This is a genomic window from Pseudomonas sp. HD57-3 (assembly GCF_056113135.1).
This window is the reverse complement of sequence record NZ_CM148568.1, coordinates 3,901,130-3,925,243: the sequence shown is the minus strand read 5'-3', so window position 1 is coordinate 3,925,243 and position 24,114 is coordinate 3,901,130. Positions and strand designations below refer to the sequence as shown.

The window sequence follows — 24,114 nt, the reverse complement described above, 5'->3', positions numbered from 1 at the left end:
CCGCTGCTCATTCCCTGCAGACGCCTTCAACAGGGAAGCCCCTCGATGTTCTCATTCAAACAACAACAATTGTCCCGCCTGACGCTGGCCATCGTGCTGGCGGCGGGCATTGTCCCGACCACCGTTCTGGCGCAAGACGCCGCCACTCAGGTCTTTACCTTCGACATTGCCGCCGGGGCCCTCGACGAGGTGCTGCTGGACATCTCGCGCCAGACCGGCGTGCCGATTTCCTTCAGTCAGAATCTGGTTCAGGGCAAGCGCAGCAGTGCGGTGCGCGGCGCATTGGGTGGTCGTCAGGCGGTAGAGAAAGCCCTGATCGGCAGCGGTCTGCAAGTCGAGCAGGGCAGCCAGGGCCTGAGCATTCGCCCGGCCGATGCGCCGAGTGCCGCGCCGGTCAAGGCCGCTGCCGTGGTACCCGCCAGCACTGCCGATTACCGCATGGAAAAAGTCACCGTGACCGGCTCGCGCATCGCCCGCGCGCAGAGCGATGGTGCGACCCCGGTCAACGTCATCACCCACGAAGAAATGGAAGCGCGCGGCTACAAGAACGTCTACGACGCCCTCGCCACGCAAACCCAGAACACCGGCATGACCCAGGGCGAAGACTACGGCAACACCTGGCAACCGGCGGCCAGCGCCCTCAACCTGCGCGGCCTCGGCCCCAACCACACGCTGGTGCTGATCAACGGCCGGCGGGTCGCCGATTACCCGACGCCGTACGACGGCAAGGTCAACTTCACCAACCTTGCGAACATTCCGTCGGCGATCATCGACCGCATCGAAGTGCTCAGCAGCGGCGCCTCGGCGATCTACGGTTCGGATGCGATTGCCGGGGTGGTGAACATCATCCTCAAGGACAAAATGAATGGCGTCGACGTCAACCTCAAGGGCGGCACCAGCGAGCGCGGCGGCGGTGACAACCAGCGCTTGCAGATCAGTGGCGGCGGCAGTTGGGGCGACTTTGACGGTTTGTTCGGACTTGAACTGACCAACCGCGACCCGATCTGGGCCGATGATCGTGGCTTCATGCAGAGCGGGCCGCTGGCGGATGTCGGCTACCGTCGCGACCTGACCAACAACCGCTATCTGGGGCCCGGCTGTGGCGCCTATCAGGGCACGTTCGACAACAAGCTGTTCAACAGCGGCGGACGTTGCCGCACCGACCAGATGTACAACGATTACTGGACGGTACAGACGCAAAAGGAAAACTACGACGGCTACACCCGTGGCACCTGGCATTTCAGCGACAGCGGCCAGGTCTTCGCCGACTTGATGTACGGCCTCGATCACATCCAGAACAACACGCGCGGCCCGAGCTTCACCTCGCCGGATTTCATCAACCAGAACAGCGGCAATCTGGAGCGCTGGTACCGGCGCTTCGGTGAAGAGGAAATCGGCGGACGCACCAGCAACAACAGTAAATGGCGCGACACCTCATGGACCGGCACCCTGGGCCTATCGGACAAGATCGCCGACACCGGGTGGAACTATGAACTGGCGGCCAACCGGTCTGAATATAAAAGCGTGCGCACCACGCGTTACACGCCGCTGTCGTCGATCCAGGATTTCTACCTCGGCCCGCAACTGGGCACCCGTGGCGGTTACCCGGTGTTCTCGCCGGATGCCTCGCGCCTCGACCGGCCATTGACGCCGCAGGAATGGGAGCAGTTTCGCGGCAACCTGACCCAGAGCAGCAAGTCGGTATCCACGAGTTACAACGCGTCGGTCAACGGCGATTTGTTTGACCTGCCGGCCGGCCCGGTGGGATTCGCCGGCGTGCTCGAGGCGGGCAAGCAGGAATACCGCATCGACCCGGATGACAGCCTCAACGACGGCAGTTTCTACGGCGTAACCCCGGCGCAAAGCTCCGGCGGTTCGCGCAGGCGTTATGCGGCCGGTGGCGAGTTCAGCATTCCAGTCACCGACACGGTACTGGCGACAGCCGCAGGGCGTTGGGACCAATACAAATTCAGCGGCCGCACCGAGCAACAGAAAACCTACAACCTCGGCCTGGAATGGCGGCCGGTGAACAGCTTGCTGGTGCGCGGCAGCTACGGCACCAGTTTCCGCGCACCGGATCTGAACTACATCTATCAGTCCGACAGCAACGGTTACTACCCGGCGCAGATCGACTATTACGGTTGCAGCCAGGGCGTGGAGGGCGCCTGTGATCGCGGGCGGGTCGATTACACCCAGAGCGGCACGGCGGATCTGGAATCCGAACGCGGCAAATCCTGGACCTACGGTTTCGTCTGGTCGCCTTCGCGCAACTTCGATTTTTCCACTGACTTCTGGCGAGTGGAGATCGATGACCTGCTGACCACCGTCGACGAAAACCGTCTGCTGCAGCAAGAGAACGAATGCCGCAATGGCACCCAGGACATCAACTCGGCCAACTGCCAGTCGACCCTGGCACGCGTCGATCGCAATCCCGGCAATGCCGCCGTCGATCCCAATCAGTTGCAGCGGGTGCGGGTGAACGCGATCAACGCCGCCAGCGAGCGAGTCAGCGGCCTGGACTTCAAGAGCAACATCCGCTGGGGCGCCGGGCAGTACGGCGCGTTCAGTTCGGCGCTGGGCTACACCCTGGTGCTCTCGCATTACTACAAGGAATCGGACGAAGCCCCGACCCAGGACTGGCGCACCTCGCGCACCAATTACGACTGGCGCAGCAAGGTCAACGCCAGCCTGACCTGGGATTATCAGAAGGCCACGGCAACGCTCATGGGAATTCGCTACGGCTCGGTCACCAACGGCGCGGGCGACGGGCGTCTGTCGCCGTGGACGGTGTTCAACGCCAGTGCACGGTACAAGCTCAGCGACCGGGCGAGTGTCGGGCTGACCGTGAACAACGTGCTCAATCAGGTCAAGCATGACGACTCGGCGGGATGGCCGTATTACCCGACCGGCAACTACGACCCGTACGGGCGCCAGTGGTGGCTGGATGTGAGTTATCACTTCGGCAGTTGAGGGCGGAATGACGCCCGGCAGCGTCCTACGGACGTTGCCGGGCTTTGGGCGAAAACGGGGATATTTCCGACGACTTTTTAAGGTTGGCCGTCGGAAGCGTGATCTATAGCATCGGCGATGACATTGAAGTCGTGAACGGCCTGATCCCTCAGGCCTCTGATAATGGATTGATCATGCGAACTGCCCACCTCGAATACGAAACGCCTGCTTATTCCGCTCGCCATCAGTGGCGCGATGATCGTGCCAGGTGCCCCATGGAGGATGTCGCCTTGCCCAGCGCAAAACTACCCCGGTTGGCGGGCTTGAAGAAAGTCGAGGGCAAGCCTGTCGAATTGCTCGTGCATGGCCGGAGCATCGGTGATGACGCCCTGCTGATTGTTCGCCTTACCGATGAGGGTTTCGAGCTGAACGACGTCGTCGACATGCTTTCAACCTCCGAGCTTTACCAGCAAGGCGACGTGGTCAAACTCATCACTGGCAAGTCGGTCAGAACGGTACGGAGGCTGCTGAAGGAAGGAAAACCGGTACGGCTTGACCCGCGGCAGAGTGTCATCGCCTACCAATATGCATTGGTGCTGGAGTTGGCCATTCGGGCCTTCGGGGGGCAACCACGGGCGGAGGACTGGCTGCAGAAACCCTCTATCTATTTTTACGGTCATGTGCCGCTGGAATTGACCCTGCATCCATTGGGTTTTCAGATGGTCGAGCAGTATTTGCAGCAGCTTATCTACGGGGTTTACCCATGAACCCCTTGCCGTGGGACGAGCATTGGTATGCGTGGCGGCTGGATCGCGAGGTTTATGGCGGTACCTGGGACAAGGGGATTGGTTCAAAGCTGAATGGCGGCCGATGGAATAGGCCCGGACGACGCGTCGTCTACGCGTCAGTCGATCCGTCCTCGGCCATTCTGGAGGTGGCAGTCAACCACAGTTTTGATGCCTTGGACCGCGAGCCTTATGTATTGACATGTTTTGAGGTCATCAGCGACGCGAAGGTGAAAATCGTGCAGCCCGAAGAAGTGCCGAACCCTTACTGGTTGAGCCCTGCACGGCCGTCACCCAATCAGCGATTGTTCGCCGACGCTTTACTGGCGGAGCATCCGTTTGTGCTGATTCCGTCGGCGGCAACCCGGCATTCGTGGAATTTGCTGGTGAGCTGCGATCTGGCGGAGGGGCAATTCAGGATGGTCTCCCAAGAACGGTTTGGGCTGGATACCCGGTTGCTCAAAGAAACGGTTTTGACCTGATGAGTCGACTTGCCGGTTTTGCATAACCTCAGCACCCAACGGTCTAAATCGCGCCCTATAAATCAACATCCGCCATCGCACATCCCTGCATAAACCAAAACGCAGGGATGGCTGTTCATGATCCATTTTTCACCCGTTAAATCCCCTTTGAGCCTGGCCTTGCTGCTGGCGATCAACACGTTGCCGGCGATTGCTGCCGACAGCCGTGCTACAGAACCGACCACCCAGTTGCAACGGGTCGAAGTCACCGGCACCGCGATTCGTCGGGTCGATGCCGAAACCGCCGTGCCGGTCACCATCCTGCGGGTGGAGGAGTTGCAGAAGCAGGGCGTGACCACCACTGAAGAGCTGGTCAACCGCATCTCGGCCAACCAGTCTTCGGTGGGCTCCGGGCGCTCGGTGGGTTCGAGCAGCGGTGGGGCGTCTTACGCCGACTTGCGTGGCATTGGCCCGAACAAGACCCTGGTGCTGCTCAACGGTCGGCGTCTGAGCAACAACGCGACCAATGCGATCAACGGCTCCGGCGTCGATCTCAACACCATCCCGTTCGCCGCTATCGACCGGGTGGAGGTGCTGCGCGATGGTGCCTCGGCGCTGTACGGCACCGATGCCATCGGCGGGGTGATCAACTTCATCACCAAGACCAGCCTCACCGAAGGCCAGATCAGCACCAACTACGATACGCCGACCCATTCCGGTGGCGGTGAAAGCCGCAACTTCAGCGGCAGTTGGGGTTTTGGTGATTTGCAGGATGATCGCTTCAACGTTTTCGGCGTGGTGAGCTACGACAAGCAGAATCGCCTCGCCGCCGACGATCGTGGTTACACCTATAACTACCAGCCGGGGCGCGGTCTGGATTACACCTCCGGCACGGCGTCGCCCGCCAACTGGAGCCAGGGCAGCAACGCCACCAACCCGTTGGCCGGTTCCGGGTGCAATGCGCCTGGGCTGCTGTCACGCAACGGCATCTGCCGCCAGAGCCTGTGGAACTACCTCGATCTGGTGCCGGAAACCGAAAAGACCTCGGCCTTCGCCAAAGCCACCGGCAAGCTGTCGGACGATCACAACGTCAGCCTTGAATACTTCTGGGCGCGCAACGAAAACCGGACGCAGATCGGCCCCGGCACTTTGATGGGCAATCAGGTTAATCCTGGCACGGCGTTCTATCCCGGTAATGGCATCACGCCTGGCCCAAGCGGTTTTGCTCTGGACCCGACGCAACCGGTGGACGTGAACTGGCGTGAAACCGCCGTCGGTGCCCGTCAGCATGAGGACGACAACACAGGTCAGCGCCTGTTGTTGAGCTTCGACGGCACGCTGGTAGGGTGGGATTACAACCTCGGCGCGTCGTACAACCAGAACAAAGTGGTCAACACGATTCGCAGCGGTTATGTGAACGACCGCGCCGTCAGCCAGGGCATCGCCGACGGTGTGATCAACCCGTTTGGTCCGCAGACCGCTGCCGGTTCGGCCTTGTTGGCAGCCAACGGAGTGGACGGCGATTACTCGACGGCGGTGGGCCGGGTCAAGGCGATTGACGGGCGTATCAGTCGCGAGATCGGCGACTGGTTTGGTGCAGGGCCTTCGGCGTTTGCATTGGGCGGTGAATATCGCAAGGAAGACTTCCACCAGGATTTTGCTGCGTTTGCCGGCGACGTGCAGAGCCTGGGTGTCGATCCCAACGGCAGTGTGCAAGGGGATCGTAGCGTCTCGGCGCAGTACGCCGAAGTCAACGTGCCGGTGCTCGACAGCCTTGAATTGTCCGCCGCCGTGCGCCACGACAAATACAGCGATTTCGGCAGCACCACCAACCCGAAATACTCGTTCCGCTTCCAGCCGTTCAAGGAACTGGTGGTGCGTGGCGCCTACAGTGAAGGCTTCCGCGCGCCATCGCTGTACGAGTTGTACAACCCGAACTTCACCTCGTTCACCGTGGCCAACTACAACGACCCGCGACTGTGTGCCGGTGGCAATCCGAGCAATGGCGGGATTGCCAACCGAGACTGCGCTCAGCAGTTCTATAACCGGACCGGCGGTAACCAGGACTTGAGCCCGGAGACTGCGCGCAACGTCACCCTCGGTTTCGTTTATCAGCCATTCGATCGCCTGACCACCGGGCTGGATTTCTGGTGGATCGACATCGCCAATCAGATCGCCGAATTCCCCGAATCGGCGGTGTTCGAGAACCCGGAGCTGTACCCGGAGCGTTTGATCCGCAAGCCTGATGGCTCCATCGATCACATCGTCACTGGCCTGGCCAACCTCGGCAAGATCAAGACCAACGGCGTCGACGTGAGCTTCGACTATCGCCTGCCGAGCACACCGTACGGCGATTTCGGCATCGGCCTGCAAGGCACTTACGTCACCCGCTACGACTATCAACAGCAGCTCAAGGGCGACTACATCGACAAGCTCGGCGATTTTCGCGGCGGCGACTTTGCCTCGGCCGGTGCCGTGGCCCGTTGGCGTCACAGCCTGACCGGCAGCTGGAACTACGGCCCGCTCGGCGCAAGCCTGACCAACCGCTACACCAGCGGTTACCACGACTCGGATCGCGAGACTCACGACTACGTCGGTTCGTACAACGTCTGGGACGTGGCCGGCACCTACACCTGGCGCAAGACCCTGGCGGTGACCCTCGGGGTGAAAAACCTGTTCGACCGTGAGCCGCCGTTCAGTAACCAGACCTACACGTTCCAGAGCGGCTACGACCCGAAATACGGCGACCCGTTTGGCCGCACGTTGTACACGCGGGTCAATTACAAGTTCTGAGAATGATCGGTCAGGGCGGGTTTTAGTAACACATCGTTCTAAACCCCGCCCTATAAAAAGGCCCGGCCTGTTGCACATCACAGTCAGGCAGGCACGTGGTGAAAGGATCTGCCCATGTTTTCCAGAGTCATTCTGTTCAGCGTCGGTCTGTTGCTGAGCCCAGCGCTGTTCGCAGCGCCCCAACACGCCCTCACGGTCTACGGCGAAGCCCCGAAATACGCTCCGGACTTCCAGCACCTGGCTTACGCCAACCCCGACGCGCCCAAGGGTGGAACCTTGCGCCGTTCTTCGCTGGAGAGCGGCCCATTCGATCACCTGATTCCTTACATCGACAAAGGCACCGGCGTTGCCGACATCGACGGCTGGCTCTATGCGCCGCTGGCCTATCGCAGCAAGGACGAGCCTTACAGCGTCTACGGTCTGGTCGCGCAACGGATGGAGCTGGACGCGGATCGGCGCTGGCTGCGCTTTTACCTCAACCCCAAGGCTCGGTTCGAGGACGGCACGCCGATCACCGCCGAAGACGTGCGCTACACCTTCGAGCTGTTCACCACTCAGGGCAGCCTCAAGTATCGCCAGCAGTTTCGCGATGTCGCCGAGGTGCAGGTCGAGTCGCCGATCCAGGTGCGTTTCGTGTTCAAGAACAACGAGAGCCGTACCTTGCCGCTGGATCTGGCGACGTTGCCGGTGTTGCCTGAGCATTGGTGGCGTACACGCAATTTCGCCGATGGCGCAGGCTTCGAGATTCCACCGGGCAGCGGGCCGTACAAGGTCAGCGCGGTGGACGCCGGGCGCAGCGTGAAATTCCAGCGGATCAAGGACTGGTGGGCCAGGGATCTGCCGATCAATCGCGGGCTCTACAACTTCGATCAGTTGAGCGTGGAGTTCTTTGCCGACACCGACGTGTCGCGACAAGTGCTCAAGGCCGGCGGCTTCGATTACAACCGCGAGTTCTCCGCCACCAGTTACACCATCGGTTATGCCGGGGCGGCGCTGGAGCAGGGCAAGTTGCTGCGCGAACATCTTGCACCCGGGGCCGCGCAAGGTGCCCAGGGGTTTGCGTTCAACTTGCAGAAGCCGGTTTTTCAGGATCGTCGGGTGCGGCAGGCGATTGCCATGCTCTGGGATTTCGAGTGGAGCAACCGGCAGATGATGCGCAGCATGTACCTGCGCCAGCGCAGCTTCTTTTCCCACAGTGCGTTGTCGGCCACCGAACTGCCGGATGCCGAAGAACTGAAAATCCTCGAACCGTGGCGCGGCAAGATTCCCGATGAAGTCTTCAGTCAGGTATTCGAAGCGCCGCGCACCGACGGCAGCGGCAACATTCGTGCGCAGCAGTTGCAGGCGCTGAAATTGCTGGAGGCTGCTGGTTGGAAACCTCGGGGCGATCAACTGGTGAATGGCGCCGGCGAGCCGTTGCAATTCACCTTCCTCAACGGCCAAAAGGGCTTCGAGCGTTTGCTGCTGCCGTTCAAGCGCAACCTGGCGCAGATCGGCATCGGTTTCGATATTCGTCAGGTCGACACCGCGCAATACACCAACCGGGTGCGCAGCCGCGACTACGACATGATCGTGGTCGGTTACCCGGTGAGTCAGGCGCCGGGGCGCGAGCTGTTCAACTATTTCGGCTCTGACGGCGCCGACGATCCCGGCTCCAACAACTACATGGTGCTGCGCGATCCGGCGGTGGATGCGCTGCTTGAAGGCGTGGTGCGGGCCGACAATCGCGAGAGTCTTCTGCGCCACGCCCATGCGCTGGATCGTGTGTTGCAGTGGGGCTATTACTGGATTCCCAACTACTACCCGCCGGGGATTTCCACGGTCTGGTGGAACCGCTTCGGCCGCCCGGCGATTGCGCCGCTGTACGACGCCGGCCTCGACACCTGGTGGGAGATCAGCCCGACCGCGCTGACCTCGACGCAAATGCAGCACCAGCAAAAGGAGTACGCCCATGTGGGGTTATAGCCTGCGGCGTCTGCTGCTGATTGTGCCGACCTTATTGGCGATTCTGCTGGTGAACTTTGTGATCGTGCAGGCCGCGCCCGGTGGCCCGGTCGAACAGGCCATCGCCCGATTGCAGGGGATTGGTGTCGGTGCGGCGGTGGGTGCCAGTCATGTTGAAAGCATTGGCGGCGAGTCCCGTGCGACCCGTGGCCTGGACCCGAAACTGGTGGCCGAAATCGAACGCCAGTACGGCTTCGACAAAAGTGCCGGCGAGCGTTTGTGGCTGATGCTCAAGAGCTACGCGCAACTGGACTTCGGCAAGAGTTTCTTCCGGGGTGCGACGGTGACCGAACTGATCTGGCAGAAGCTGCCGGTGACCTTGTCGCTGGGATTGTGGGCGACGCTGATCACTTATCTGGTATCGATTCCGCTGGGCATTCGCAAGGCCGTGCACAACGGCTCGGCGTTCGATGTCTGGAGCAGCGCGGCGATCATCATCGGCTATGCGATGCCGGGGTTTCTGTTTGCGTTGCTGCTGATCGTGGTGTTCGCCGGCGGTACGGCGCTGGACTGGTTTCCGGTGCGCGGGCTGGTCTCGGACAACTTCGCCGAGCTGTCGCTGTGGGGCAAGGTCGCCGATTACTTCTGGCATCTGGTGTTGCCGGTCAGTGCGCTGGTGATCGGCGGTTTCGCGACGCTGACGATTTTGACGAAGAACAGCTTTCTCAACGAGATCTCGCGGCTGTACGTGGTTACGGCCCGGGCCAAGGGCCTGAGTGAACGACAGGTGTTGTACGGGCATGTGTTTCGCAACGCGATGCTGCTGGTGGTGGCCGGATTGCCTCAGGCGTTGGTCACGGTGTTTTTCGGCGGCTCATTGTTGATCGAAGTGATCTTCTCCCTCGACGGTCTCGGCCGCCTGAGCTACGAAGCGGCGGTGTCGCGGGATTACCCGGTGGTGTTCGGTTCGCTGTTCATCTTCACCCTGTTCGGGCTCTTGATAAAACTGCTGGGCGACCTGTGCTACACGCTGGTCGATCCGCGCATCGACTTCACCGCGAGGACTGCCTGATGCCGACGCTTTCTCCCATCGGACAGCGCCGTTGGGCGCAGTTCAAGGCCCATCGGCGCGGCTGGTGGTCGTTGTGGCTGTTTCTCGCGCTGTTCGGCCTGAGCCTGGGCGGCGAACTGGTCGCCAATGACAAACCGCTGCTGGTGACATATCAGGGCGAATGGTATTTCCCGGCGTTCAAGCGCTACACCGAGCAGGATTTCGGCGGTGAGCTGCCGTTCCAGCCCGACTACCGCAGTGCCCAGGTACGTGAACTGATCGAGGGGCAGGGCGGACGGATGTGGTTTGCGCCGATCCCGTTCGGCTACGACACGGCCAACTACGACCTCACCGAACCGGCCCCGAGCCCGCCCACCGCTGAAAACTGGCTGGGCACCGACGATCAGGCGCGGGATGTGCTGGCGCGGGTGATATTCGGCACGCGGGTCTCGCTGTTGTTTGCGTTGGCATTGACGGCGGTGAGCGCGTTGATCGGTATCGCCGCCGGTGCCTTGCAGGGCTATTACGGCGGCTGGGTCGACTTGCTCGGGCAGCGTCTGCTGGAGGTCTGGTCGGGGCTGCCGGTGCTTTACCTGCTGATCATTTTGTCGGGCTTCGTCGAGCCGAATTTCTGGTGGTTGCTGGGGATCATGGCGCTGTTTTCCTGGCTGAGTCTGGTGGACGTGGTGCGCGCCGAGTTCCTGCGCAGCCGGGGGCTCGAGTACGTGAAAGCGGCGCGGGCGCTGGGTGTCGGCGATGCGCAGGTGATCGTGCGGCACATTCTGCCCAATACCATGAGTGCGACGCTGACGTACCTGCCGTTCATTCTGACCGGAGCGATTGCGACGTTGTCGGCGCTGGATTTTCTCGGCTTCGGCATGCCCGCCGGCAGCGCTTCGCTGGGCGAGTTGATCGGTCAGGGCAAGAACAATCTGCAAGCACCGTGGTTGGGCCTGACGGCATTTTTTGCCCTGGCGCTGATTCTTTCTCTACTCGTATTCATCGGCGAAGCCTGCCGAGATGCCTTCGACCCCAGGACTTGATATGCGCGAACATCTGATCGAAATACGCGACCTGCGGGTGGCGTTCAAAGGGCAGGAAGTGGTGCACGGCATCGACCTCGACATTTGTCCGGGGGAATGCCTGGCGCTGGTGGGCGAATCGGGTTCCGGCAAGTCGGTGACGGCCCACAGCATTCTGCAACTGCTGGACCCGAACATCACGCAGATCGACGGCAGCATCCGTTACGGCGGCGAAGAGTTGCTGGGTGTGCACGAGCGCTATCTGCGGCAACTGCGCGGCAACCGCATCGCGATGATTTTTCAGGAGCCTATGAGCTCGCTCAACCCGTTGCACAGCATCGAGCGGCAACTCGGCGAAAGCCTGGCGCTGCACAAAGGCCTGGCGGGCGCGGCGGCGCGCAAGCGGATTCTGGAGTTGCTGGAACTGGTCGGCATTCAGCGTCCGCGCGAGCGGCTGAAGGCGTATCCGCATCAGCTCTCCGGCGGGCAGCGGCAACGGGTGATGATCGCCATGGCGCTGGCATGCGAACCGCAGTTGCTGATCGCCGATGAGCCGACCACGGCCCTCGACGTCACGGTGCAACGCAAGATTCTGTTGCTGCTCAAGGAACTGCAACAACGGCTTGGCATGGCGCTGCTGATCATCAGTCACGACCTGAATCTGGTGCGCACCATCGCCCAGCGAGTGGCGGTGATGCGCGCAGGCGAAATCGTTGAGCAGGCGAGCTGCGAGCAATTGTTCCGCGCGCCGCAGCATCCCTACAGCATCGAATTGCTCAACGCTGAACCCGGCGGTGCGGCGCTGTGTCGTGATGCGGCGGAGGATTTGCTCGAAGTTCGCGATCTGAATGTGCGTTTTCCGCTGGGCGGCGGATGGCTGCGGGCGAAGTCGTATCTGCACGCGGTCAATGGCATCGATCTGAACCTGCAACGGGGAAAGACTCTGGGCATTGTCGGTGAGTCGGGATCGGGTAAATCCACGTTGGGTCAGGCGATCCTGCGCCTGATCGACGCCGACGGCAGCATCCGCTTCAAGGGTGAGGCGCTTGAGCAACTGAGCGGCAAGCAATTGCGTCCGCTGCGCAAACGCCTGCAAGTGGTGTTTCAGGATCCGTTCGGCAGCCTCAGCCCGCGCTTGTGCGTGGAGCAGATCATTGCCGAGGGTTTGCAGGTGCACAGTGACTTGAATGCGCAGGCGCGCGAACAGGCCGTGATCGATGTTTTGAAGGAAGTCGGACTCGACCCGGCGACGCGTCATCGCTATCCCCACGAGTTTTCCGGCGGGCAACGGCAACGCATCGCCATCGCTCGGGCGCTGGTCTTGAAGCCGGATCTGATTCTGCTCGATGAGCCGACCTCGGCGCTGGATCGCACGGTGCAGAAACAGATCGTCGCGCTATTGCGCCGGTTGCAGGAGGAACACGGGCTGACTTATCTGTTCATCAGTCATGACCTGGCGGTGGTGCGGGCGCTGGCCCACGATCTGATCGTGATGAAGGATGGAGAGGTGGTGGAGCGTGGTGAAACGGCCGGGTTGTTCCATTCGGCCCGGCACCCGTATACGCGGGAGCTGCTGGCGGCGTCGTTTGCCGGTGTAAACGCCTGAAACGACAAATCCCGCCACAGGGGCGGGATTTGTTTGCAGACTGGCTGCGGTCTTAAGCCGGGAACAGCTCGGACAGTTTCATCGACAGCATCATGTCGCCTTCAACGCGCAGCTTGCCGCCCATGAAAGCCTGCATGCCGTCGGTTTCGCCGCTGACGATACCTTTCAGGGTTTCGCTGTCCAGCACCAGCGTGCAGTTGGCGTCCGGGTTTTCGCCTTCCTGGATGTCGCAGGTGCCGTCTTTGACGATCAGGGCGTATTGCTTGTTTTCGTCAGTGATGTTGAAACCGAAGACCAGATCCAGACCGGCAGCGGCGGCTGGGTTGAACTTGGCTTGCATTGCTTTTACGGCATCAGCTACGGAGGTCATGGTTCGATCCTTTTTGGTTGATTGCAGCAGGGTCACAGTAATCCGGACTCAGCGAAACGTGATGAGTTCCGGGGCCTTCAGCAGTTGCAAATGTGCATGACTGTTGAAGGAAGCCAGAGCCACCTCGCGACCGCGGAACTTCAGCTGGTTGAGCGAGGTGTTGACGATTTGCCAGTTCAGTTCAAAGGCCTGCCGGGCAGGCATTTGAGTAATGAGGTGGAGCAGGGCGGTGATGGTGCCACCGGAGGTGAACACCGCGATTTTCTGGGTGTTGTCGGCCTGTTCGAGAATCCGCTGCAGCCCGGCCTTTACCCGTTCGACGAAACCCAGCCAGCTTTCCAGACCTGGTGTGTCATAGGTGCCGGCGAGCCAGCGTTCGATGATCAGGGCGAAGATGCGCTGGAACTCGCCACGGTTTTGCGCGGCGTTGCGCAGGATTTCCAGGGCTTCGGGCTCTTCCGGCAACATGGCCGGGAGCAGGGCGCGGATCACGGCGTCGGCATCGAATTCGTTGAAGGCCGAATCGATTTCCAGAGCCGGAACCGGCAAACCGACGGCGGCGAACTGTTCCAGCGCGCTGTTGGCCGTGTGTTGCTGACGGCGCAGGTCGCCCGACAGGCAGCGGTCGAAGCTGATTCCGAGTTCGGCGAGGTGACGGCCGAGGATTTCTGCCTGGCGTACACCGGTCGGCGACAGGACGTCATAGTCGTCTGCACCAAAGGAGGCCTGGCCATGTCGAATCAAGTAGATGCTGCCCACGTCCGCGTCATCCCGGTACGTTGAAGGTTGTGGCGAGGTTATGGGGATGACGGTGAGCTGTCAATGAAAAAACATACGCTTGTTTGAAATGCCCGTTCCAGCCTTGTTGCCAGAGGTTTCACGGCTGGCCGACGGGCCGGTGCATGGGTATGCTGGAGCCAATTCCCGCGTGTGTTTCACGACCGCGCATCGTTTGAAGGAGTCACTGTGGAGTTTTTCACTGAATACGCCAGTTTCCTGGCCAAGACCGTGACGCTGGTCATCGCCATTCTGGTGGTGCTGGCGAGTTTTGCTGCGTTGCGCAGCAAGGGCCGGCGCAAATCCGCGGGCCAGTTGCAGGTCAGCAAGCTCAACGATTTCTATAAAGGCCTGCGTGAGCGGCTGGAGCAGACCCTGCTCGACAAGGATCAGCTCAAGGCCTTGCGCAAGGGCCAGGCCAAATCCGAGAAGAAACAGAAGAAGAAGCCCGACGCCAAGCCTCGGGTGTTCGTGCTGGACTTCGACGGCGACATCAAGGCTTCCGCCACCGAAAGCCTGCGCCACGAGATCACCGCGCTGCTGACCCTGGCCACGCCGAAGGACGAAGTGGTCCTGCGTCTGGAAAGCGGCGGCGGCATGGTGCACAGCTACGGCCTGGCCTCGTCGCAACTGGCGCGCGTTCGTGAAGCCGGTGTGCCGTTGACCGTGTGCATCGACAAGGTCGCGGCCAGCGGCGGCTACATGATGGCGTGCATCGGCGAGAAGATCATCAGTGCGCCGTTCGCCATCCTTGGCTCCATCGGTGTGGTGGCGCAGTTGCCCAACGTCAACCGCCTGCTGAAAAAGCACGACATCGATTTCGAAGTCCTGACCGCCGGCGAGTACAAACGAACCCTGACCGTGTTCGGCGAAAACACCGAGAAGGGCCGGGAGAAGTTCCAGGAAGACCTGGACATCACTCACCAGCTGTTCAAGAACTTCGTCGCCCGTTATCGCCCGCAACTGGCGATCGACGAGGTCGCCACCGGTGAAGTCTGGCTCGGCATCGCGGCGCTGGACAAGCAACTGGTCGACGAGCTCAAGACCAGCGATGAATACCTGGCCGAGCGTGCCAAGCAGTCCGAGGTCTATCACCTGCACTACGCCGAACGCAAAAGCCTGCAGGAGCGTATCGGCATGGCGGCCAGCGGCTCGCTTGATCGCGTGTTGCTGAGCTGGTGGAGCCGGCTGACTCAGCAACGCTTCTGGTAAAGGCTTCACACGCCCGTGAGCAATCAGGCTCGCGGGCGTGCTGCATTTTCAGCGGAAGAAGGTGCGGTATATAGTTATTTTATAGTTGCATATTGTTGTTGTTTTACCGGTTGATTCATCAACTAATCGCGCTGTATTGAAAGAGACTGAAACTTTACTCTGAAAGCTCCTCTCAGAAATAAAGTTGCTAAACATGGATGTTGAAAAGAGTGATTCGATTTCGCCTGTCATGACGCCCGCTCAGCAGGGCGTTTTTTTTGACTTGTATAAAAAACAGATTCCTGGCTGGTTGCTGGAGTCTTCGGAAACTGCCCGAAACGATCTTTATGAAAGTTTCAAGACCAGTTTCAAATCCCGTCAAACCGCGCTGGAGCAATTGCGCACATTGAAATCCCCTCAGAGCTTTTGCACGCCACTGTTGGCCAAGGCCATGGCCGAGAAGCTGGGCGAAGACTTTGAGGTCGAAGGGGCGATATTTCAGCATGTGCGCTCTACGTCCAGCCTCTTGGGGCTGCGCAGAAAACTGGTGCTGCCCATCAATCGCGATTTGTTGACCGCGGCCTGCGAGAATTTCGAATTGTCGGAAACCCTGGCCAGCACTTATCACGAGAGTTCCTTGCTGTACATCCCGCAGCAGATAACCGGGCGCAATAATAAGGTATTGTCGATACAGCCTCACGAATTTGCCAGGCTTTGCCGTTATCTGGATCTGGGCAAACAATATCAGAAACATGTGGAAGGGTTCTTCGGTAGCGACAGCGAGGTCGCAAGTTTGCAGGAATCCGCTATCGCCTATTCCAGTGACCAGTTCGATGTCGAGCGGCATATCGCTTATATGCGTGGGCATATCAGTTCCGATGTTTACCACATGCTTGAGTCGGTCAGGAACTCGGATCCTTCAATTAAGCTGGGCAAGAACACCCTGGGTTATCAAAGCCTTGAAATGCTCGGGGTACAGCTCAAGGGGCCGATGTTCATCGGTCCAGTCAGTGAACATACGGATGGCGATTACCGTTGTGTGATCTATACCCCTGGCGATCCCGATCATCCTCTCAAGGAATACCCGAACTTCCAGAAATTCGAGCTGGAGTTGAGCGGGCGTTTACGCAACTCGCAGTTTCGCGGTTTTTTCATGCGCTTTATCCAGATGAAAGACCGCTCGGTTTTCCTCACCGGGCTCGATGTACGGCTGTTGAAAGCCCGACCGAATCAGTTTCCCGTTTCCACGACCTTTCTTCCGCTCTCAGGGCTCGATCTCGAGGGTGACGCAAGACAGAACCTGTTTCTCGCGATCTTCCAGCACCGCGCGGCGCAGGTCCTGGCCGATATTCGCCTGCTGGTGGTGCCGACCGATGATGAAGATGAGAAAACCCGCCTTGCCAGGCACGATACCTACAAAGCCATCGGGCTGAACACTTTGTTGTTTTTTGTGTCCTTCGTGCCGGTCCTCGGCGAGGTCATTTGTGCCGTCGCCGGGATACAGTTGCTCGGTCAGATCTACGAGGGTATTGAAAGCTGGGCCCACGGCGACCAGCAGCATGCCACCGATTGCCTGTTCGACACGCTTGAAAACCTGATCCTCATGGCGGGTTTTGCTGCCGGTGGTGTTGCGGTGGGTAAGGCTTATACCGTCGTGCGCTCGTCGAGTTTCATGCAAGGACTACGGCGCGTTCCAGTTGGCCCAATGTCTTATCGCCTGTGGAATCCGGACATGGCGGCTTACCGTCAGCGTGAGCCATTGCCCCGCAGCTTTGCAGCGGATGCGCGAGGGCTGGTATGGCGTGCAGACAATCGCTATTTGCCGCTGGGGCCCGATGCCTACGCAGTGCGCCCGGTCACTGGCACCAGCTTGTGGGAGGTCCATGACCCGCAACTGCCCGGGCGTTATTCACCGTTGCTTGAGACCAATGGGGCTGGCGCCTGGCGTCATGATTCCGAACTCCCCCACGAGTGGAATTCGCTGACCCTGTTCCGTCGCCTGGGTTTTCGCGAGGAAAGGATTTCAGACATCCGTGCCCTGCAAGTCATTGCGGCCAGCGGGATCAGCCAGGCGGCCATGCGCAAATTGTTTGTCGAACGCGGCAAGCCAATGGCGATGCTCACGGACTCGGTGAGGCGCTTTCGTGCCGATTCCGACGTCAGCCAGTTCATGGCGCAAATTGAAACGCCCGCGTCCGCTTCATTGGCGGATGCCGATCTGCAGCTGTATTTGCTGACAGGGGCAGGTCGCTGGCCACAGGACATGGCCATCCTTGTGAAGGACATCACTGGTAACGAAGTGACACGCTATGGCGCAGACAAGACTGCTCGCCAGGTGAGCCTCAGTGAGGATGCACTGCGCAACGGTCAGTTTTATGCACCTCTCCTGGCGGCACTCAGCGACAGTGAGCGCATTCGCTTGCTGGGTTCGGCCACCGTGGAGTCGAAAAACCAGATTGCGTTACTGGGCAAGCACATTGCCGGGCTGGCGCCGCGGATGCGCATGGCGATGATGGACCGGTTGTTCCGGCGGACCGACGTTTGCGAGCTTTCCAGAGGCGAGTCGATCATCAAGGCGTTTCCAGGGCTTTCAGCCAGTGTTGCCGACGAACTGGTGCAACACGCCGATGCGCGTGAATGGGCGCAGCTTGAATCCGATATCGTACCGTTGCGTCTGGCCGAGGAGGCCAGGCGCTATCAGCTGGTACAGCGGTTGAACCGCGCTTACGAGGGGCTATATCTGGACGCCGCCAGTGGGCGCGATCCCGACATGGTGGTACTCGACACCTTGAGCCATTTGCCGGGCTGGCCCGGCGATGTATTTGTCGAAATTCTGGACTGGGGTGTGTACGCCGATCAGCGGGCCGTCGTTGGCCCGAGCGACGCCACACACAAAGTGCTTGTCGAAGCCTATGCCGAGCGTTATCAGGTTCAGGATGCGCGCAACAATAGCGTCTCCAGTCATCCGTCACGCACCCGGGCGAATTTTTTCCAGGCGCTGTGGGAAAGCCTTCCTGTCCACAGTCGCAAGGCCATCGGCGTTGAAACGGACGTCGACGGCACGGGCTTGCGACAGAAAATCACCGCATTGGCGCTGCAGCGCCGCGAAGCCTTTGCCAAAGTGCTGGAAATTGCACCGGTGCGCTCGAGTTACCGTTCACCCATGAGGCTGGCAGATCCCCGGATCGAACAGGTCACCGTCGAACAATCGGCACCTTCAAGTCCATCTCTGGGCATTTCGCCCGCGCTCGTGCGTCGAGCGCAGGAGTTGTACCCGACCCAATCAACCGCACAGATCAAACGTTTCGTGACCTCACTGGGCGCCGACGAAGTGTTGGCCATCAGATCGCTTGAGCGGTTGCGCGAGCAATACCGGACGATGGTGGAAACCCTGGAGCGCTGGACTCATCGCGACACGTACTATCAGGATGAAGAAGGGCCCAGGCTCAAGGTTCCGGTCCACAGCAAGGCCCGGGCCATGCAAGCCATTCTGCGCGCGTGGCGCAAGGAAACCCGCGACGCGTCGCACCCGAGGCATCCGACCTACAATCTGACGCTCGATGCGGTGCCGTTGGGGGATATGCCGACCCTTATCGGTGACTTTGCCCACATCACCGCGCTGGAAATGAGCGGCGTTGGCGCCAGTGCAGGGTTGAACACGTTTCTGCGTAATTTTCCCGGACTGAGGGTGCTGAACCTGTCAGGAAACGGACTGACACGCATCCCTGTCGCGATCGGCGACATGCCGGGGCTGACAGGTCTGGATCTGAGCAACAACCGTATCCGGCTTACTCAGCAGACGATTGTAGAGCTGGCCGGCAAGCATCACCTGCACACACTGGATCTGGGCTTCAACCCGCTCCTGGGGCGCACTCCGGATGTCAGTGCGATGCGCAATCTGCGCCACCTGAATCTGCGCAACACCGGCATTACCCAATGGCCCGCGACCGATGCGCTTGCGCACCTGGAATCAGTCGATCTGCGCAACAACCAGATCGTCGATATCCCGTCTTCCGTGTTCACCTCCCGCGCGGTACTGAATCGGGGCACCACGATCGATGGCAATCCGTTGTCGACAGAAAGCCTGCAAGCCATCGCTGCGTACCAGCAGTCACAAGGTATAAGTCTGGGCGTCACCATCACTGAGTACACCAGCACCGCACGACTGGCCGGTGATCGGGAAGGGGCGGGATGGGTAAACGGCTTGCCGACGGTGGAGATCGGTCGGGCGAAGCAAGTGTTGTCGTCACTGTCGGCCGATCCGGACTCGAGAGACTTTTTTGAAGTGCTCATGCAACTGCGTGAAACGTCCGATTACGCCCGAACCCGCGAACAGCTTGGGCAGCGAGTATGGAATGTACTGGAAGCTGCCTGCGAGGACGACTCGTTGCGTCGCGCGCTGTATCGCATGGCCCGCACAGGCTGGAGCAATGCGCCCAATGTTGCGGGACTGTTCAGCGATCTGGAGGTCAGGGTTCTGTGTTATCGGGCAGCGGCGGCGGCCCGCACCGGTACACAGACGCTCGAAGGCGATCTGGTTCGTCTGTTGCGCGGGCTGTTTCGTCTGCAGCAGGTGGAAAAACAGGCGTTGCTCGATATCGCGCGGCGTTCCCGCGCAGGAGCCTTCACCCAGCGTCAGGCGCTGGATATCAGCCTGATTTATCGAGTGCGACTGGCGCAGCGCCTGGCGTTGCCGGCGCAACCCACGGAGCTGAATATGCCACTGGATGCCGAGGTGACCGACTCGCAGATCGATCATGCGTATCTGGAGGTCGTGAGGGCCGAACAGACGACGCAACTCTCGGAGTCAGTCAGCAGGCAGGAGTTCTGGGCCGAGTATTTGCTGACGACACGTCAGGATGCATTTACCAGCGTTCTCGATCGCAGCGCTCTAGCGTTTGCGCGACTGGAAGCGCAAGTCGGACTTTCTCGTGAGGCAGCCAGCCAGCAAATGACGACGATTTTCGACAATTTCAGAAATGAAAGCCTGGAACTGCGCAAACAGCTGACCAATGCGGCGCTGGTGAGGCATCCAGGTCTGAGCTTGCCGGTCACGCCGGGCCCGAACAGATTGGGAACAAGAGAGGGATAAACGGCAATACCCGAGCCTGCGAATGCAGGCTCGGGTACACGATCAGCGGCGACGGAACAGCGGCAGCGGTTCGTCAGTGGCGGCCTGATAGGTCACCGAGAAGTCCTTTAGGCTTTCCAGTGCGTCGTACGGGTCTTTGTCTGCGCGCAGGGCGAAGGCATCGAAACCGCAACGGCGCATGTAGAACAGCTGGTCGCGCAGCACGTCGCCAATCGCCCGCAGTTCGCCTTTGAAACCGTAACGGTCACGCAGCAGGCGGGCGTTGGAGTAGTTGCGGCCGTCGGTGAACGCCGGGAAGTTCAGGGCAATCACCTGGAACTCATTGACGTCGTCACCGATTTCTTCGGCTTCTTCATCGGCGTCCAGCCAAACACCAAGACCGCCATCGCGCGCCTTGAGCATGCGGGCGTGTTCACGCCACAGCTGCAGCGGGACGATCAGATCGTCGCAATTGCTGATTTCGTCGATGTTGAAATCCTTGGGCAGCAGGTGCCAGGTTTCGTCGACGACCTCGTTGTTCTTAATGATTCGCTGCATAGACGCGTTCCTTGAAGAGGTCGATGCCAATACGCTGGTAGGTGTCGATGAAGCGCTCGTCTTCGGTGCGCTGTTCCACGTACACGTCGATCAGCTTGGAGATCACGTCCGGCATGTCGTCCTGGGCGAAGGACGGGCCGAGGATCTTGCCCAGGCTGGCGTCACGGCTGGCGCTGCCGCCGAGCGAGACCTGGTAGAACTCCTCACCTTTCTTGTCCACACCCAGAATGCCGATGTGGCCGACGTGGTGGTGACCGCAGGCGTTCATGCAACCGGAGATGTTCAGGTCCAGTTCACCGATGTCGAACAGGTAGTCCAGGTCATCGAAACGGCGCTGGATCGATTCGGCGATCGGGATCGACTTGGCGTTGGCCAGGGAGCAGAAATCACCGCCAGGGCAGCAGATGATGTCGGTCAGCAAGCCGATGTTCGGCGTGGCGAAGCCACCTTCACGCAGTTCGCCCCAGAGGGTGAACAGTTGGCTCTGCTCGACGTCGGCCAGAATGATGTTCTGCTCGTGGGAGGTGCGCAGTTGACCGAAGCTGTAGCGGTCGGCCAGGTCGGCGACGGCGTCGAGCTGCTTGTCGGTGATGTCGCCCGGCGCAACGCCGGTCGGCTTCAGGGACAGGGTCACGGCCACATAACCCGGCTTCTTGTGCGCCAGGGTGTTGCGGGTGCGCCAGCGGGCGAAGCCTGGATGCTCTTTGTCGAGGGCGGCCAGTTCGGCGTCTTGATTGCTCAGCGCCTTATAGTCCGGGTCGACGAAGTGTTTGGCCACGCGATGCACTTCGGCTTCGGTCAGTGTGGTCTGGCCGCCGCGCAGGTGTTCCATCTCGGCATCGACTTTCTGGGCGAAGACTTCTGGAGTCAACGCCTTGACGAGGATCTTGATCCGCGCCTTGTATTTGTTGTCACGACGGCCGTAGCGGTTATAGACCCGCAGGATGGCGTCGAGGTAGCTCAACAGGTCCTGCCATGGCAGGAATTCGTTGATGAACGCACCGACCACCGGGGTACGGCCCAGACCACCGCCGACCAGCACGCGGAAACCGAGTTCGCCAGCAGCGTTGTGCACCGGCTCAAGACCGATGTCGTGGACTTCGATGGCCGCACGGTCGGAGGTCGAACCGTTGACGGCGATCTTGAATTTGCGCGGCAAGTAAGCGAATTCCGGGTGGAAGGTCGTCCACTGACGAACGATTTCACACCACGGACGCGGGTCGATCAGTTCATCGAACGCGACACCGGCGAACTGGTCGGTGGTGACGTTGCGCAGGCAGTTGCCGCTGGTCTGGATCGCGTGCATCTGCACGGTGGCCAGCTCGGCGAGAATCTCCGGGATGTCTTCCAGCGCCGGCCAGTTGAACTGCACGTTCTGGCGGGTACTGATGTGGGCGTAGCCCTTGTCATAGTCGCGGGCGATTTTTGCCATCATGCGCATCTGGCGCGAAGTCAGCTGGCCGTAAGGCACCGCCACGCGCAACATCGGCGCGAAACGCTGGATATACAGGCCATTTTGCAGGCGCAGGGGGCGGAATTCTTCTTCGCTCAGCTCACCTGCCAGATAGCGTCGGGTCTGATCACGGAACTGCTTGACGCGGTCCTCGATGATCCGCTGATCGTACTCGTCGTATACGTACATATAAGTCCTGTTCTCAGGCTTTGGCCACTCGGAAAACGCTGCGTTTTCGCTTGCTGGAGTCCGATGGTTCCTCTGCAATTCTGCGCGCACGGCCGCGCACTCCATGACGGAGCCGGGGCAATATACCCGTTTGCAGTTATGCGCAAAAGTGATGTTTGAGTATATGGAAAGCACCAAATCGCCTAACGAGAATCACTGTCAACTAACCCACATTTGTCGTGCGGACAATCATCGTCTTAACTGTGGTCGAGTCTTTCTGCAATCACCGATAAAACCGACAAGAGGCGATGCAATGAGCAACCCAACCAAGGCAAGGAAAAGCGATAGCAGTGTCGATGCATGGGCCATTCTGTTCCTGATCATTCTGGTCGTGGGCACAGCGGTGTTTTGGGTCAGTCATCAGTAAAACGACCCGTCCGGGCCCGCCTCCGACGATTGTCGGACAAAAGGCGGGATCAAGCGCCAAAGGCCAGGCGATGAGTGGCTATAATGCGCGGCCATTTTTCCCCGGGCCCGGATGATTCATGTTCAAGCTTCTCCACCTCAGCCTGCTGCTGTTCGGCGCGGTTTTCGGTACCTGCGCGCGTGCAGAGTCGGTGCTGTTCCTGAATCCGGGCTCGACGCAGGAAGCGTTCTGGGTCAGCTACTCGCAATTCATGCAGGCTGCCGCCCGGGATCTGGGCATCGACCTGCGCATCCTCTACGCTCAACGCCAGCCGGAACTGACCCTGGCGCAGGCGCGACTGGCCCTGCAGGGGCCTGAACGCCCGGATTATCTGGTGTTCGTCAACGAACAGTACGTGGCGCCGCAGATTCTGCGCATGGCCAACGACAGCGGTGTGAAGCTCTTTATCGTCAATTCGGCCCTGACGCCCAACCAGCAGGCGCTGGTGAGCGACCGCGCGGATCGCATCGGCAGCCTGGTGCCCAATGACGAGGAGGGCGGCTACCTGATGATGAAGGAGCTGATTCGTCTGCATCCAGCCGTGGCGTCCGGTGAAAGCATCGACCTGCTGGCGTTTTCCGGCCTGAAGATCACGCCCTCGGCGCAACTGCGCGAAAAAGGTATGCAGCGAGCGCTGGCTGAACATCCTCAAGTGCGTTTGCGCCAACTGGTCTACGGCGGCTGGACGCAACAGCGGGCCTACGAGCAGGCGAAGCAATTGCTGGTTCGCTACCCGAACGTGTCACTGGTGTGGGCGGCCAATGATGAAATGGCCTTCGGGGCGATGCGCGCCGCGTCCGAGGTCGGCAAGGTGCCGGGCAAGGACGTATTGTTCAGCGCGGTCAACACCTCGCACGAGGCCTTGCAAGCCATGGTCGACGGTCGCCTGAGCGCATTGCTCGGCGGGCATTTCACCCTCGGTGGCTGGGCGCTGGTCGAGTTGCACGATCACGCGCAAGGCGTCGATCTGAATCAGTACGGCGGTCGTGACCGGCAGATTCCGCTGTTGCAACTGATCGACAAGGATCATGCCCGCCGAATGCTGGCCATGGGCACCTCACCGGACTACGGCGTGCACTTTCGCAAGCTCTCGGCGAAGGGCCGTCCGGTTTCGTATCGCTATCCGTTCAATCTGCAGACGTTGATGCGGTGAGCGGATCAGGCGCCCGCCAGATGCACCACCAGTTGCACGATGCCGAACAGCGTCAGGGCAAATACCGCCGTGAATGCAATGCCCAGGAAGATGAAATGGCTGGGCTTGCCGTGGGTGAAGTCCCTTGCCCGGTTCTTGCCGCTCTGCACCCCGAACGCCGCCGCCATGACGCTGTGCAGCATCTGCCAGAAGGTCGGTGGCTTGTTGTTGACTGGATCATCCATAAATCCCCCGTCTGCCGTGTGTGTCAGACAAGCATAGCCAACCGTTTTCAGGTCGCAGAAATACCTGTGGGA

16 protein-coding genes are annotated in these 24,114 nt (G+C 60.3%); 11 read left to right on the top strand and 5 right to left on the bottom strand.

Going from position 1 to position 24,114, the window contains the following annotated elements; all coding sequences use genetic code 11:
- Nucleotides 1–45 precede the first annotated feature (45 nt).
- From AC0R79_RS17505 to AC0R79_RS17470, 8 genes are all read left to right on the top strand, one after another.
- Entirely contained in the window at nt 46–2,970 is a 2,925-nt protein-coding gene (locus AC0R79_RS17505; RefSeq protein WP_474730888.1) for a TonB-dependent receptor domain-containing protein, read from the top strand.
- A gap of 254 nt (nt 2,971–3,224) precedes the next feature.
- Nucleotides 3,225–3,716 (top strand): antitoxin Xre/MbcA/ParS toxin-binding domain-containing protein, encoded by a 492-nt coding sequence (locus tag AC0R79_RS17500; protein ID WP_474735131.1) that lies wholly within the window; start codon nt 3,225–3,227, stop codon nt 3,714–3,716.
- The gene (locus AC0R79_RS17495; protein ID WP_474730886.1) at nt 3,713–4,216 is read left to right on the top strand and encodes an RES family NAD+ phosphorylase; all 504 of its coding nucleotides are present in this window, start codon (nt 3,713–3,715) and stop codon (nt 4,214–4,216) included. Before AC0R79_RS17500 ends, AC0R79_RS17495 begins: the two co-directional genes overlap by 4 nt.
- Before the next feature lie 117 nt (nt 4,217–4,333).
- Nucleotides 4,334–6,988, top strand: coding sequence for a TonB-dependent receptor (locus AC0R79_RS17490; RefSeq protein WP_474730884.1), 2,655 nt, complete (start codon nt 4,334–4,336; stop codon nt 6,986–6,988).
- A 114-nt stretch (nt 6,989–7,102) separates the two neighbouring features.
- Nucleotides 7,103–8,953, top strand: a complete 1,851-nt coding sequence (locus AC0R79_RS17485; protein WP_474730883.1) for an extracellular solute-binding protein — start codon at nt 7,103–7,105, stop codon at nt 8,951–8,953.
- A complete protein-coding gene (locus AC0R79_RS17480; protein WP_039768842.1) occupies nt 8,940–10,004 on the top strand; it encodes a microcin C ABC transporter permease YejB in 1,065 nt (354 codons plus the stop codon). The genes AC0R79_RS17485 and AC0R79_RS17480 overlap by 14 nt, the downstream gene beginning before the upstream one ends.
- Complete coding sequence (locus tag AC0R79_RS17475; protein WP_474730880.1) at nt 10,004–11,026, top strand: ABC transporter permease; 1,023 nt, start codon at nt 10,004–10,006, stop codon at nt 11,024–11,026. The genes AC0R79_RS17480 and AC0R79_RS17475 overlap by 1 nt, the downstream gene beginning before the upstream one ends.
- Before the next feature lies 1 nt (nt 11,027).
- Nucleotides 11,028–12,611: an ABC transporter ATP-binding protein gene (locus AC0R79_RS17470; RefSeq protein WP_127798334.1), complete on the top strand. Its 1,584-nt coding sequence runs from the start codon at nt 11,028–11,030 to the stop codon at nt 12,609–12,611.
- Between the two features lie 52 nt (nt 12,612–12,663).
- Here the strand turns inward: AC0R79_RS17470 and AC0R79_RS17465 are convergent, their stop codons facing one another.
- Nucleotides 12,664–12,981: an SCP2 sterol-binding domain-containing protein gene (locus AC0R79_RS17465; protein ID WP_127798333.1), complete on the bottom strand. Its 318-nt coding sequence runs from the start codon at nt 12,979–12,981 to the stop codon at nt 12,664–12,666.
- A gap of 48 nt (nt 12,982–13,029) precedes the next feature.
- A complete protein-coding gene (locus tag AC0R79_RS17460; protein ID WP_127798332.1) occupies nt 13,030–13,740 on the bottom strand; it encodes a histidine phosphatase family protein in 711 nt (236 codons plus the stop codon).
- Nucleotides 13,741–13,947: 207 nt separating this feature from the next.
- Between AC0R79_RS17460 and sohB the strand changes: the two genes are divergently transcribed.
- On the top strand, nt 13,948–14,970 hold the full coding sequence (gene sohB / locus AC0R79_RS17455) for a protease SohB (protein WP_127798331.1): 1,023 nt from the start codon (nt 13,948–13,950) through the stop codon (nt 14,968–14,970).
- Between the two features lie 193 nt (nt 14,971–15,163).
- Nucleotides 15,164–20,041, top strand: a complete 4,878-nt coding sequence (locus tag AC0R79_RS17450; RefSeq protein WP_474730876.1) for an NEL-type E3 ubiquitin ligase domain-containing protein — start codon at nt 15,164–15,166, stop codon at nt 20,039–20,041.
- A gap of 42 nt (nt 20,042–20,083) precedes the next feature.
- On the opposite strand, the gene AC0R79_RS17445 is transcribed toward AC0R79_RS17450, so the two are convergent.
- Entirely contained in the window at nt 20,084–20,578 is a 495-nt protein-coding gene (locus tag AC0R79_RS17445; RefSeq protein ID WP_007959510.1) for a DUF934 domain-containing protein, read from the bottom strand.
- Entirely contained in the window at nt 20,562–22,220 is a 1,659-nt protein-coding gene (locus tag AC0R79_RS17440; protein WP_127798329.1) for a nitrite/sulfite reductase, read from the bottom strand. Before AC0R79_RS17440 ends, AC0R79_RS17445 begins: the two co-directional genes overlap by 17 nt.
- Before the next feature lie 524 nt (nt 22,221–22,744).
- Between AC0R79_RS17440 and AC0R79_RS17435 the strand changes: the two genes are divergently transcribed.
- Nucleotides 22,745–23,818, top strand: a complete 1,074-nt coding sequence (locus AC0R79_RS17435; protein ID WP_127798328.1) for an ABC transporter substrate-binding protein — start codon at nt 22,745–22,747, stop codon at nt 23,816–23,818.
- Between the two features lie 5 nt (nt 23,819–23,823).
- Here the strand turns inward: AC0R79_RS17435 and AC0R79_RS17430 are convergent, their stop codons facing one another.
- Nucleotides 23,824–24,042, bottom strand: a complete 219-nt coding sequence (locus AC0R79_RS17430; RefSeq protein WP_127798327.1) for a DUF2970 domain-containing protein — start codon at nt 24,040–24,042, stop codon at nt 23,824–23,826.
- Nucleotides 24,043–24,114 lie beyond the last annotated feature (72 nt).

Bases quoted from the DNA above. Each gene is read 5' to 3' on its own strand.
- AC0R79_RS17505 (WP_474730888.1), top strand. From the start codon at position 46: ATGTTCTCATTCAAACAACAACAATTGTCCCGCCTGACGCTGGCCATC.
- AC0R79_RS17500 (WP_474735131.1), top strand. From the start codon at position 3,225: ATGGAGGATGTCGCCTTGCCCAGCGCAAAACTACCCCGGTTGGCGGGC.
- AC0R79_RS17495 (WP_474730886.1), top strand. From the start codon at position 3,713: ATGAACCCCTTGCCGTGGGACGAGCATTGGTATGCGTGGCGGCTGGAT.
- AC0R79_RS17490 (WP_474730884.1), top strand. From the start codon at position 4,334: ATGATCCATTTTTCACCCGTTAAATCCCCTTTGAGCCTGGCCTTGCTG.
- AC0R79_RS17485 (WP_474730883.1), top strand. From the start codon at position 7,103: ATGTTTTCCAGAGTCATTCTGTTCAGCGTCGGTCTGTTGCTGAGCCCA.
- AC0R79_RS17480 (WP_039768842.1), top strand. From the start codon at position 8,940: ATGTGGGGTTATAGCCTGCGGCGTCTGCTGCTGATTGTGCCGACCTTA.
- AC0R79_RS17475 (WP_474730880.1), top strand. From the start codon at position 10,004: ATGCCGACGCTTTCTCCCATCGGACAGCGCCGTTGGGCGCAGTTCAAG.
- AC0R79_RS17470 (WP_127798334.1), top strand. From the start codon at position 11,028: ATGCGCGAACATCTGATCGAAATACGCGACCTGCGGGTGGCGTTCAAA.
- AC0R79_RS17465 (WP_127798333.1), bottom strand. From the start codon at position 12,981: ATGACCTCCGTAGCTGATGCCGTAAAAGCAATGCAAGCCAAGTTCAAC.
- AC0R79_RS17450 (WP_474730876.1), top strand. From the start codon at position 15,164: ATGGATGTTGAAAAGAGTGATTCGATTTCGCCTGTCATGACGCCCGCT.
- AC0R79_RS17445 (WP_007959510.1), bottom strand. From the start codon at position 20,578: ATGCAGCGAATCATTAAGAACAACGAGGTCGTCGACGAAACCTGGCAC.
- AC0R79_RS17440 (WP_127798329.1), bottom strand. From the start codon at position 22,220: ATGTACGTATACGACGAGTACGATCAGCGGATCATCGAGGACCGCGTC.
- AC0R79_RS17435 (WP_127798328.1), top strand. From the start codon at position 22,745: ATGTTCAAGCTTCTCCACCTCAGCCTGCTGCTGTTCGGCGCGGTTTTC.
- AC0R79_RS17430 (WP_127798327.1), bottom strand. From the start codon at position 24,042: ATGGATGATCCAGTCAACAACAAGCCACCGACCTTCTGGCAGATGCTG.